The sequence below is a fragment of the Corynebacterium sp. CCM 9203 genome (genome assembly GCF_041357675.1).
Taxonomy (GTDB): domain Bacteria; phylum Actinomycetota; class Actinomycetes; order Mycobacteriales; family Mycobacteriaceae; genus Corynebacterium.
The window spans coordinates 1-10,974 of sequence record NZ_JAUERY010000008.1 but is presented as its reverse complement, the minus strand read 5'-3'; the positions used below and the strand labels follow the sequence as shown (position 1 = coordinate 10,974).

The 10,974-nt window shown below is 57.7% G+C and carries 14 protein-coding genes; 8 read left to right on the top strand and 6 right to left on the bottom strand.

The window, feature by feature from the left end:
* Positions 1 to 130: 130 nt before the first annotated feature.
* A complete protein-coding gene (locus QWU44_RS11560; RefSeq protein WP_370915830.1) occupies positions 131 to 643 on the bottom strand; it encodes a DnaB-like helicase N-terminal domain-containing protein in 513 nt (170 codons plus the stop codon).
* A gap of 251 nt (positions 644 to 894) precedes the next feature.
* On the opposite strand from QWU44_RS11560, the gene QWU44_RS11555 reads away from it, so the two are divergent.
* From QWU44_RS11555 to QWU44_RS11540, 4 genes are all read left to right on the top strand, one after another.
* The gene (locus tag QWU44_RS11555) at positions 895 to 1,476 is read left to right on the top strand and encodes a ParA family protein (protein ID WP_370915829.1); all 582 of its coding nucleotides are present in this window, start codon (positions 895 to 897) and stop codon (positions 1,474 to 1,476) included.
* Positions 1,476 to 1,706 (top strand): hypothetical protein, encoded by a 231-nt coding sequence (locus tag QWU44_RS11550; protein ID WP_370915828.1) that lies wholly within the window; start codon positions 1,476 to 1,478, stop codon positions 1,704 to 1,706. The genes QWU44_RS11555 and QWU44_RS11550 overlap by 1 nt, the downstream gene beginning before the upstream one ends.
* Before the next feature lie 200 nt (positions 1,707 to 1,906).
* A complete protein-coding gene (locus tag QWU44_RS11545) occupies positions 1,907 to 2,548 on the top strand; it encodes a hypothetical protein (RefSeq protein WP_370915827.1) in 642 nt (213 codons plus the stop codon).
* A gap of 383 nt (positions 2,549 to 2,931) precedes the next feature.
* Positions 2,932 to 4,212 (top strand): hypothetical protein, encoded by a 1,281-nt coding sequence (locus QWU44_RS11540; RefSeq protein ID WP_370915826.1) that lies wholly within the window; start codon positions 2,932 to 2,934, stop codon positions 4,210 to 4,212.
* A gap of 317 nt (positions 4,213 to 4,529) precedes the next feature.
* Here QWU44_RS11540 and QWU44_RS11535 read toward each other — a convergent pair whose 3' ends face one another.
* On the bottom strand, positions 4,530 to 4,796 hold the full coding sequence (locus QWU44_RS11535) for a hypothetical protein (RefSeq protein ID WP_370915825.1): 267 nt from the start codon (positions 4,794 to 4,796) through the stop codon (positions 4,530 to 4,532).
* Entirely contained in the window at positions 4,796 to 4,927 is a 132-nt protein-coding gene (locus tag QWU44_RS11530) for a hypothetical protein (RefSeq protein WP_370915824.1), read from the bottom strand. The genes QWU44_RS11535 and QWU44_RS11530 overlap by 1 nt, the downstream gene beginning before the upstream one ends.
* A 545-nt stretch (positions 4,928 to 5,472) precedes the next feature.
* Between QWU44_RS11530 and QWU44_RS11525 the strand changes: the two genes are divergently transcribed.
* On the top strand, positions 5,473 to 5,838 hold the full coding sequence (locus tag QWU44_RS11525) for a hypothetical protein (RefSeq protein ID WP_370915823.1): 366 nt from the start codon (positions 5,473 to 5,475) through the stop codon (positions 5,836 to 5,838).
* A gap of 491 nt (positions 5,839 to 6,329) precedes the next feature.
* On the opposite strand, the gene QWU44_RS11520 is transcribed toward QWU44_RS11525, so the two are convergent.
* Positions 6,330 to 6,899 carry a recombinase family protein gene (locus tag QWU44_RS11520; protein ID WP_198735170.1) on the bottom strand — a complete coding sequence of 190 codons (570 nt, stop codon included), beginning with the start codon at positions 6,897 to 6,899 and terminating at the stop codon, positions 6,330 to 6,332.
* Positions 6,900 to 7,201: 302 nt separating this feature from the next.
* Here QWU44_RS11520 and QWU44_RS11515 point away from each other — a divergent pair, with 302 nt between their 5' ends.
* The 3 genes from QWU44_RS11515 to QWU44_RS11505 all read left to right on the top strand — a co-directional run bounded on the left by QWU44_RS11515 (position 7,202) and on the right by QWU44_RS11505 (position 9,737).
* Positions 7,202 to 7,948: a hypothetical protein gene (locus QWU44_RS11515; RefSeq protein WP_370915822.1), complete on the top strand. Its 747-nt coding sequence runs from the start codon at positions 7,202 to 7,204 to the stop codon at positions 7,946 to 7,948.
* Positions 7,949 to 8,593: 645 nt separating this feature from the next.
* Positions 8,594 to 8,947, top strand: a complete 354-nt coding sequence (locus QWU44_RS11510) for a hypothetical protein (RefSeq protein ID WP_198735171.1) — start codon at positions 8,594 to 8,596, stop codon at positions 8,945 to 8,947.
* Positions 8,940 to 9,737 (top strand): nucleotidyl transferase AbiEii/AbiGii toxin family protein, encoded by a 798-nt coding sequence (locus tag QWU44_RS11505; protein ID WP_370915821.1) that lies wholly within the window; start codon positions 8,940 to 8,942, stop codon positions 9,735 to 9,737. Before QWU44_RS11510 ends, QWU44_RS11505 begins: the two co-directional genes overlap by 8 nt.
* A gap of 9 nt (positions 9,738 to 9,746) precedes the next feature.
* Here QWU44_RS11505 and QWU44_RS11500 read toward each other — a convergent pair whose 3' ends face one another.
* Positions 9,747 to 10,076, bottom strand: a complete 330-nt coding sequence (locus QWU44_RS11500; protein ID WP_370915820.1) for a hypothetical protein — start codon at positions 10,074 to 10,076, stop codon at positions 9,747 to 9,749.
* A 326-nt stretch (positions 10,077 to 10,402) separates the two neighbouring features.
* Entirely contained in the window at positions 10,403 to 10,828 is a 426-nt protein-coding gene (locus QWU44_RS11495; RefSeq protein ID WP_370915819.1) for a hypothetical protein, read from the bottom strand.
* Between the last annotated feature and the right edge of the window lie 146 nt (positions 10,829 to 10,974).

Sequence of the window (10,974 nt, the reverse complement as noted above, 5' to 3'; positions counted from 1 at the left end):
GAATCGGGGGGTAAGCGAGCGTCACACTGGCTGGAACCGGTGTGGCGCTCTTTCATTTGTATGGGTAAGCATACCCGATGGCCTTGACCTACAGTCGAGGCCCCCGCCGCACACTGGTGGCCTACCTAGCTCACGCCGCGAAGTTCTCCTGAATCCTTCTCCACGCCTGCCGCTGTTTCCGTCCTTCGTCTACGAGCAGCTCGAAAAGCTGATCTTGTGCTGCAGTTTCAGCAATCATGCGTAGCCGTTCGGCCATGTCCGCAAACTGGCGTCGGTAGGCAGCTCCAGCAACCTGGCGGGCGTACTCTCCTGCCTGCTCGGGGACGTGATCCAAAGTCGTAAGCATCAGCATCACAGAGTTGATGGCACTGGGGGGAAGATCTCCGCTACTGCCCTGGGTCAGCAGGTGGGAGCGCACTGCAGCGCCGTCGTGAGTACGATTCTCGGAAATCAACTCCGCGATCGCCTCAAAAACGGCCCCATAGGAGACATTGAAGAAGTCATCTCGACAGAGTTTTTCGACAATTTCTCTAGCCTCGACTCCCTGGCGCGTCCAAAGGAGCGCGGCAAGGAGGAGTGCCTCGGAATCGAGTCTCGGATCGAGCATCTGATCTTCAAGGTCACCTTGACCACGGGTGATCACATCATCCTCCATTAACATCGCGCTTCGCAGCTTTACAACACCGACATACCGGGGTACCGGCATACCGTTAACGGTACAACAAAACCGGTCACCATACCACTATACCGAAACCGGTTGACCGGTACCGAAAGACCGGTTACGGTATAGTGGTCCATAAAAATCGGTAGACGTACCTAGCCGGTCAGCCACTACCGATATACCGCGCGCGGTACACCGGTAGCATATTCCAGTCGAAATAGGGAGTAGCAAGAATGAAAATCGGAATCGTCAACACGAAAGGTGGGGTAGGGAAAACAACTTCGTCGATCTATCTCGCTTCGGCAGCGGCCGCAAGAGGGTACGAGGTCACGGTGTGGGACGCGGACCCTCAAGGCTCTGCAACCGAGTGGGCCGAGATCGCGGGCGAATCAGGGAACCCGCTGCAGTTTAATGTAATCGCCGTTAACTGCCGCACGGTACAGCGCCGCGTTCCAGACACCGAACTGGTGATCGTCGATACTCCCACCGGATCGCCGCAAATTCTCGATAGCGTCATCGCTTCATGCGACACCTTTATTGTGCCGACATCGCCTTCGGCGGCGGAGGTTCAGCGGGTCTGGGCGACAATCAACATGCTCACCGACAAGGACTATCACGTGCTCGCAACATCCGTGGAGCTGAACACCGTCGTTGCTCGCGAACTCGATGAGGTTTTAGCCGCCGAAGAAGTTCCCCGCTTTAGAGATGTGATCGTCAAGCGCACCGGCGTGCGGAGGAGCTTCGGCAGCGCCCCCGATAAGCTCTACGGATACGACTCAGTACTAGATGAACTACTTGAAAACGGAGGCAAGTAATGAACACACCGCCAAAGAAGTCACCGATGGCCCGCCGCTCTCCGACAAATAAGAAGACACCCCGAGAGATCCTGGCAACCCCGGTCAGGGATGTAAAGAAAACATCATTCACCCTTGACGCGGCGATCTACGCCGAATTTCGGCGGCGTGTTTTTCTCAGGGAGGAAAAAATGACCACAGTGATCGAACAACTCATCGCGCGCTATCTCGAAGAAACGGAACCCCAATAACCCACCAGCACACTACCAGTAACGGTATAACGGTAGGGCGGTATGATTGTGGTCGTTCAGTCTGTGGTGTTACGACTAACGCCTAGCATCTACAGAAAGCTATCTCGTAATCAGCACTGTAGGAGCCCTCACAGACATGCCGCGCAAGAAGAAGCTCGATCCGAATAGTCTCACGCTTTTTACTGAATCAGGAGAGATCCATGAACATCTACGAGCTGACCTCACGGCAGGTCGATCTGCGCGACATTCGAGCGACCCTGACAGCCGCATACCCGAACGAAGTGACAGACGAACAGGTTCGAGCGCTGTACGAGACGATGTGCTCGGCGTGCGACCAGATACGCGAACAGCGGGAATACGAGATGAAACGGGCTCATCTCGAAGCAACGGGGCGACCAGTGGACTCGACCGAGACGCTTCGGATACTTCATCAGGCACAGGCCGCCGCAGTCGAACAGGTCTACGCAGCGTATCTGGCTCCGCTGACGGAGCAGATCGTGGAAGATCAACTCCACGACGAGGAGGATCTCGATCCCCCGGCAGACAAGGAAGAGCATCTGTATCAGATTCTTTCCAGGACTCCCTGTTCATGGTGGGCGGCGGAGATTCCGAGCCAGATGACATGCTGGCCCCGGACCGCGGACAGACTGTGGGACCTCTGGCCGTCGGAGATGGAGGATCCGTTCTTCAAGAGAGCCGCGATCCGGATGGAGGCACTGATGGAGTTCAAGGGCGAGTCACTGACGGACCTCAACGACGAGGAACTGCAGATGAAGGCACAGTTGTTCCGGGAGATCGCACAGAAGTATCGGGCGCAAGACCAACCGGCCGTCGATCAGTAACAGCAGATCGGATCGCAGACAACCTGGAGGCGATCAAGATCGCTCGCCAGGTCGTCGATGAACAACGCGAAGCGACGGCGGCCGAACGCGCCACCGTCGCCAAGTTCCACTCGTGGGGGTCGATCCAGCAGCTTTTTGACGAGCGCTCGGACCGCTTTACAGACCAACGCAGACAGCTGCGTGAACTGGTGGGGGAGGACGGGTTCAAAGCAGCTCGCAGCGCCTCAATATCGGCGTACTACACCCCTCCTTCCCTGGCGGCCGCTGTCTGGGAGGGACTAGGCGCGGCGGGGTTTTCCGGTGGAGTCGTACTAGAGCCTGGCTGTGGATCAGGAACCTTCCTCAGCCGCGCCCCGGAGTCAGCAACAATGATCGGGGTTGAAATGGACACCAGTACCGCCGCGATAGCTTCGGTGCTCAACCCAGATCACCAGGTCAGAAATGAGAACTTCACCACGACTGATCTTCCCGATGGATTCTTCACGGCGGTCGTAGGGAATGTGCCTTTCGGCCAGAACATCCCCCGCGATGAAGCGCACAACCCCGGCCGTCTATCGCTTCACAACTACTTCATATCGAAGTCGATAGACCTCACCGCCACCGGCGGATACGTCGCCGTCATCACCTCGCAATTCACGGCGAACGCCGGTGATGTCGGCGAGTTCGGTATTCGAACAGCGTTAACGGATCGCGCAGACTTCGTCACGGGCGTTCGCCTCCCGGGCGGCCGCCACGGTGTTTTCGCCGACGAAAACACCGAAGTGGGGACAGACCTTCTGGTGTTCCGTGTCCGGGAACCCGGTACAGAACCAACGGCACCGACCTACCGGTTCCGCGAACTAGAAACGATCACGGTCGGTACCGTTACCGAACGAGTCAACGCCTTCTTTGTCGATCGCCCAGAGCGCGTCATTGGTGAATACGCCGCTGTGTCCGGCCCCTACGGCGAGACCCTGAAAGTCCTCCCCGCCGACGGCATCGACATTGCTCAAAGAATCCGTGAGGTCTTGGTCGAAGACCTCACTACGGCGAAAAATGACGGCCGCGGCCTGACGGCACCAGAAAATCCCACAGCAGCAGCCAAAGAACTACTGCAGCGGGGGATGATCGAGACCGCACAGGCAGAGATAGAGGGAATCGTCGGAACGATCCGATATCACGAGCACAACGGAAGACTCACCTTCGAGCAGCTAGATACAGACAAGCAATGGCAGCCGGTGAAGCCTAACTCTAGGAAGAAGCAGACGCCCGAAGAATGGCGTATGTGCATTGACATGCGTGACACCGTTGTCGCTCTCACGGCCGCAAACCGAGAGAACGACACTATGAAGGGAACAACGCTCCGAACCTTACTCAATGATCAATACGACAGATACGTAGAGACGTTCGGGAACATCAATCGGCACATACTCCGCCCTGCCCGTAGCCCCGCACACCAGACCCACACCAACAACACAACAACACTGTTATGTTGTTACACTAACAGGGCACAGCACCACAAACCACACCCCACAAACCACGCCCTATCCGTAGCCACGCACACCCCGATACCTCAACCCCCACACACGTCTCCGAAAGCTCCACCACCCAGGAAGCCACACCTGCGAATGAACTCTAGGAAGCTACCCAACACCGGCCCCACAGCCTGCCCCAACTCCCCCTGATTGCAGCAAAATGTATCCTTGTTTATGATGAGGGCAGCGCCAGGGTAGCAACCAAACCCTAGTGTCTGATCGAAATAAAAAAGCTCCAGGAGGTTGCCGCCTCCTGGAGCTTCGGGCCTAAACCCTCTCTAATTGAGAACTTTAAGTAGCTCGATTAGAGCAACTAGATCAATTAGAGCGGTAGCAAGTCTGATCAGTCCGGTAAGCAGTGTGATGGTTTGGACCCATCTGCTTGCCGGGCTTTCTTTTTTGCCACCGGGTGGGTCTTCCATTGGCGGGGATATTGCGTTCGCCATGTTCCGACTACCTCCCATGTCTTAGACACGTTCCCCTGCTGAACACAGCATGGGCACGTCCCTCGCAAGCGCGCGGGCATGTCCACGCTGCAACAGGGAAGTTCCGCTTTTCACTGATCTCTCAGTGACCCACCTCACGGCGGGACGGACACCAGGAATCAATCTAGCAATTTTCAAACCGTCATGCCCGTCGGTACTACTGCCGCCGCCCCGTCGGCACCGCCGACGCCGCCCCGTCGCGCGCCACTTCTTCGCAAACCGACTGATAGTGGAAGGGCTGACACCCATCAATGCCGCGATCTCGGCCTGCGTGTGCTCGCCGCCGTCGATGAGCGCGCCGCCCCGTCGGCACTACCGCGTCGCCCCGTCGCGCGCCACTTCTTCGCAAACCGACTGATAGTGGAAGGGCTGACACCCATCAATGCCGCGATCTCGGCCTGCGTGTGCTCGCCGATCCTGCTTGTCGGTGGAACAACGCGCGTAGCCGATCAACATACTTTGACAGTCTCCTAAGAAATGCCCCGTGATTGCCGATAAGGGGGGTAGGGGCAATATATTAGCGCAATAGACTAATGCACGTATCGGTGCTGGCGTGGCCACCGATTCCCGCGCGGCTACGGAGCGTGCATCAGATGATCACCGACAGCAAGAAGCCGCTTCACTCGACAGTCGTTAGCGACGTTCGCCCCTGTGACAGTCACTACGCCACGCTCGCGTTATCCCTGTTGAGGCACGCCAGCCACCCACCCCCGCTCTTGTAGCCCGGGAAAAAACCATGGTTCACTCAACAACAGTTCTTAGTGAACTGCACATGTTTCGGCGGTTTTGCACTCATTGAACCCGCCACACCTGACGCTTCTCCCCATGCACTCACCACCAAGAGGAATCAATGCGACACAAAGTACTCAGACCGCTACTCGCGGCTGTTCTGGCCTTAGGGCTGGGATCAACACTGAACCCCACCGTGGCAGCACAGCCCAGCGTCACCACCGAGTCCGAAGACTCGGCCGCCGCGCGAGCCAATGCAGAACAAGAGGCGATCGACAACGCCGCCGAGGCTGCAGCGACACCCGCTCCCGGCCGGGAAGACCTGGAACCCGCTGAACCCGGCTTCGATGACAACACTAAGTGGAATCAAGCAGCCGAAAATGATGTAAGCAACACCAACTCTTCCAGCCTCTTACAGAAAAAGCTCGAGGAAAAGTGTGATGGCACGGCGGTAAACACTCTTCTGTGGGGCTCAGTTCAAGGGACAATCGTTTATAATGGGAAGACCTACTACGCCACTGTGAAGCCACCGCAGAAAAAACTTGACTGCCGTGTCCACTAGGAAGAGATCAAACAATGTCAGAAAACCTCGAATAAAAAGGTCTTCAGATGTAGCCCACGTCTTTTATTCCACGTATTATGATGATCCCGAGAATCGTTTCTCCGGATATGTTCTGTGTGTTACAACTGATAGTAACATATCAGAAAAATCTACTTCACATCCCGACCGTTGGATAAAATATCACCATCTACAGAGCGAGCCAATCTACACTTCTTTGCATACTGCAAACAGTGACGGCGAGTCAAGGAAAGTGATTTGGCTGGTCTTGATGGGCCTGCTGTGGCCCATAGAAGAAGATTGGGAGTCCTTTGAACCTACTTGCGTAGGGGCCGCTTGGGATATTGCGACCGCAAAGAGGCTTCAGAACGACGTCGACCAAGGTGGAAATACTGTGGTGATGGGTTTTCCTGACGGTTGGCTCTATGGTCGTGACAAGATTCCACCCGTCGCCTGATCTGATATGACTTAGAAGGTGCGGAACAACCTCAGCTTCAGTCCGCCACGTTATTGCTCTCAAGTGCCCGGTAGATCGTCGAGCGACTGACCCCGAGCACTCTCCCGATCTCTGTCACCGTCATCGTCTTCGCCTCATACAGTGAGCGGGCGGTGGCGGTCTGCTGTGCGGTGAGCTTTCGTGGGCGGCCCCCAACCCGCCCCCGTGCCCTGGCAGCAGCTAAGCCGGCAGTGGTGCGCTCTATCACCAGGTCACGCTCGAACTGCGCCAACGCCGAGAACACATGGAACACCAACCGGCCGCCCGGCGTCGTCGTATCAATCGTCTCCTGCAACGAGACAAACCCAACCCCGCGGGTCTGTAGATCCTCCAACTGATCAATCAGGTGCGGGACTGACCGACCCAGCCGGTCCAATCGCCACACCACCACCGTGTCCCCGGAACGTAGCTTGCCCCATAACCGGTCCAGCTCTGGGCGATGCGCCCGGGACCCGGACCCGACATCGGTGAAGATCTCGCTACAGCCGTGCCGGCTCAGCGCATCGCGTTGCAGACTCGCATCCTGATCCGCTGTTGATACTCGGGCATACCCGAATACTTCACCCATAGAACCCGCTTTCGTGTGCCCAGGTGTCCGAAACTCGTCGCAGACAAGTCTAGTGACACCTTGATTCTGACACAGTGTTCTGAGACAACGCGACCTGCAATGGCACGCTCCGGTACCGATGTGCAACCTGGTGTGTCATAAACGATCGTTTTCAGACACTACCCCCGTGGCCGCTCTGTGGCCAAGCAAAAAGGAACCGGCCCTGAGGATATAACCTCAGCGCCGGTGTCCTGTAACTGCGGGTACTGTCCCGCTATATGAGCTAAACAGTATCACTCCCCCGAACGAAAGGCAAGTATCCAGTGCCCAGGCTGACATATCGTGCCGCCAGGCAGATCGAGCACGCCATCCCGACCGCCCGGTTCCAGACCTACAGGCAGGCCACGGGAGATGTCGTCGAGGCGGCACGGCTCTACTTGTGGAACATCCAGGCTGCGAGCGCGGTCACCGAGCTGACAGGGCTGGCCGAGGTGCTGCTCCGAGAGACTATCGACACTTGCCTTAGAGGCTGGAACGCCAGCGTCGGTGGTAGTGAAGAATGGATCGTCCACCCTGCTCCCACAGTGTTAAGACACCATGTCCGACCTGACGTCCCTTCGTCCTGGCACCCACGGCAAGCAGGGGACCTATACCCACGGTGGTGGGAGAAGAAAGCACGAGACAACTACGACCCACGTCGACCAGGTGCTGAATCGACAGTACGAACGCTGCCAACACACGATGATCTGGTGGCGAGCCTGAACTTCGGGTCATGGACCAGCATCCTTCCCACCCCACAGGCAGGGAGGAACAACAACCGGGTCAAGATCTGGGATGCCGCGCTGGCATCAGGTTTCGCAGGAGTCCGCCGTGAGGCGGTGTACCGCTACGCCCACGAACTGCGGTGGATGAGGAACCGCGCTGCACACCTGCGCCCCATGCTCAACACCGACGATCTCTGGGCCACCCACCGCTACGCGATACGGATGCTCCGCTCCATGGACACTGACTTCGCACAGATCATCGCCGGACAGGCCACCCTTCCGAGGATCATCAAGGCAAAGCCTTAGATGGGTTCTGTTGACGGTCGTCTAATGCAACAACCACCAGGCGGGCTTAGTAGTTGCACAAAGTACGGAATAATACCCCCCCCCATACCCCCCGGACACCATGCCTACGCAGAATGAGTAAGGCCCCCAGGAAAATCAAAACCTGGGGGCCTTTACCTTTTTACGATGGTTTTTGTTCCTTACCGAAATTCCACAGCAAATACGTGCCCATTGCTGCGCCGACACTACCGGCAACGAGTCGGTATCCGGAAAACCATAATACTCCTTCAATTACGGCTACAACAAGCATGAATGTCAGAAACAGAAACAACTTCTGATTTTTAGAAAGACGGTCCACAGTTCTCCTTTCTGAATTCCGTTCCACTCAAGACCGCAGGGACTGACGTCACCATGCACAAGGGAAACATGTGCATGACCTAACCAAACTGTCCGGTTAGACAGTTCATCCCCTAATAGAAATATATTCCGGGGAAACATTTTGCGTCGGCAAGAGTCCCCACATGGGGGTATTTAGAGATAGGCCCCCAGTCTGCTACACCCACCAAGTACACAGTCACGACAGCAACGCCGACACGGCGATAATCTGCACGTTTTACGGTAGAATCAGCCGCCTACCGGAGTTTTACGTTCAAGGAGCCCCGCACCATGCCCCGATTCGCACCGGTCACCGTCCGGCCGGACGGCAGGGTCTTCATCGGCGACCACAAGCCCTACGTCGCCCCCGACAGCCTCGATGAGCTGCGCGGCCCATCGGAGGGCATCTTCGTGCTCCCCCACTCGGTCCGCTGGCTCAACGAGAAAGCACGCACCACCGACGTCACGAACAAGATCCGTCGGCGCTGCGCGTACCGTGATCTGCTCGCGGAGGGAACCTACGAGCAACAGTGCGAGTTCATCAACCGCGACCTGCTCATCCGGGACTTCCCCCACCTTCCGCTCCCCCGGAGAGTGACCAAGCTCTGGACAGACGCTTTCCCCGAGCTGGTATCTGGTGGATAGGCTTCTCGCAGAACAGCGAACAATCACCCGGCTCTGCCTGGAGGTCGCCGCCGACAATGGCTTTGTTCTCGCTGGTGCGGGCGCGCTCCGGGAGCACGGCATCACCAACCGACCGACCGAAGACGTTGACCTTTTCAGTGTCATGGACAAGATCGACTCTTTCGGTGAATCCATCGCGGCGATCGAACAGCAGCTAACCAAGCACGGCTACACCGTCGAACACGGACGCACCACCCCGACGTTCGCCCACATGGATATAGCTACCCCCTACGGGAGAATCGGCCTCGATGCGGGGCTAGATTGGCGGGCCAACGACCCGGTACATCTCCAACTCGGCCCGGTCCTCGACATCGAGGACGTGGTGGCCAGCAAGCTCATCGCTCTGGAAGGTCGCAGGACCAGCAGGGATTATCTAGACGTCGATGCCATCCTGCGCTCCGGGCGGTTCACCGGGGAACAGCTTCTCACGATGGCCGAGAACAGAGACTCCGGATTCAACAGGGAGTTCTTCTCCCAAGCACTCCGCGATACAACATGGCAGGAACTCTCCACAGAAGAAATGGAGATGTACGAACTAGATGGAGCGTATCTTGACGCTGTCACCCACAACCTGACGGCCTGGGCTGACCAGATCGACAACCCCCACCAAGGGAACACCTCTCTACTAACCGTCTTGTACGACGATCACACGACCTGGACCCCGAACAAAACCACCAGCACCACACGCGACACCACCAGCACCCAGCGCCCCGCTCCGGTCAACGAAGACTCCTCCGAACAGCAGCTATAGCCCGCTGTCTCACAGCTCGGGGCCGGTGTCCTGGTCTAGGTGGCGTACCGGGTTGCTCGTGTCGTACCCGATTCGGGTTCCTCGCCGTGTTGATTCCTCGGCCTTCCTGGTCTTCGCCGCGGCATCGGTGTTCGCCTTCGCCACCAGTGCCACCGCATCCGGGTCCCCGGTGAGATTCACGACGTGCGTATCGCCAGGTACATGCAGCCGCTCATCCCACCGCGTATCGGTGAGATCCATCGACCTCCACACTGTCTTGTTCAGCGTGGCCCCCACGAAGCTCGCGCCTGTGGCGTCGATGTTTCGGAACGTCGCCCGCACAATATCAGTGCCCTCCATCGTGGCCCCGCACACCAGACCCACACCAACAACACAACAACACAACAACACAACAACACTGTTATGTTGTTACGCTAACAGGGCACAGCACCACAAACCACGCCCTACCCGTAGCCCCGCACACCAGACCCACACCAACAACACAACAACACTGTTATGTTGTTACGCTAACGGGGATACGGCCCCACAAACCACGCCCTACCCGTAGCCCCGCACACCCACCGGGGATGGCCCATTTGCACTTGTGGGTTGCGCTTTATGTACTGCCACTTTCCCCGACTTTTCGGGGCTTAACCCCCACCCTCACAGGTGGGGGTTCCTTTTGGCTAGTCCCCCCAGTTGATGATGAGCTGGGGGTTCCGATGTGCGGCCCGACCCACTATCGTGCGCCACCACGATTCAGGCAAGACGGTGCCGTCGTCGAGGATTCTCCACCCGTCGTGGTAAACCTCCACCTCCGCAGCCGTGGAAAGACGGTCCACCCACTCGTCTGTTGTGTCCATCAGTACCTCGATGGCTGCGGAGAACCTGTCGGCTGAGCGGGGCGGGGTGCCCGCCATCCACCGGCGGATCGTCCGATCCCCGATCCCGAGCCACTGCGCGGCTTTCATCTCCGACAATCCGAGGGCGTCAAGACGGGCTCGCAGCTCGGCAGGCTCCATCACATAGGCATGGTCAGTGTGCCCGTCGGGCACCGGGTCGGCGGCATCCTCCGGCGGCAGGTTTCCGGGAAACCAATCTGGGGTTTTCATGAGGTCCTTTCATAGTAAGGCCCCGCCGAAGCGGGGCTTTCCGTTCTACATCGCAATCGGACTGACCGACCCCTCCCACTCTCAAAACAGAGACTTACACCTACGTCTAGGCATCTGGGGGTCTAGGTCTAAAGAACCTCCGCTAA

Coding starts and splice junctions, on each gene's coding strand:
- QWU44_RS11555 (WP_370915829.1), top strand. CDS start 895: ATGAAAATCGGAATCGTCAACACGAAAGGTGGGGTAGGGAAAACAACT.
- QWU44_RS11545 (WP_370915827.1), top strand. CDS start 1,907: ATGAACATCTACGAGCTGACCTCACGGCAGGTCGATCTGCGCGACATT.
- QWU44_RS11510 (WP_198735171.1), top strand. CDS start 8,594: ATGCCCCGATTCGCACCGGTCACCGTCCGGCCGGACGGCAGGGTCTTC.
- QWU44_RS11535 (WP_370915825.1), bottom strand. CDS start 4,796: ATGGGTGTCAGCCCTTCCACTATCAGTCGGTTTGCGAAGAAGTGGCGC.
- QWU44_RS11540 (WP_370915826.1), top strand. CDS start 2,932: ATGGACACCAGTACCGCCGCGATAGCTTCGGTGCTCAACCCAGATCAC.
- QWU44_RS11500 (WP_370915820.1), bottom strand. CDS start 10,076: ATGGAGGGCACTGATATTGTGCGGGCGACGTTCCGAAACATCGACGCC.
- QWU44_RS11530 (WP_370915824.1), bottom strand. CDS start 4,927: ATGGGTGTCAGCCCTTCCACTATCAGTCGGTTTGCGAAGAAGTGGCGC.
- QWU44_RS11495 (WP_370915819.1), bottom strand. CDS start 10,828: ATGAAAACCCCAGATTGGTTTCCCGGAAACCTGCCGCCGGAGGATGCC.
- QWU44_RS11520 (WP_198735170.1), bottom strand. CDS start 6,899: ATGGGTGAAGTATTCGGGTATGCCCGAGTATCAACAGCGGATCAGGAT.
- QWU44_RS11550 (WP_370915828.1), top strand. CDS start 1,476: ATGAACACACCGCCAAAGAAGTCACCGATGGCCCGCCGCTCTCCGACA.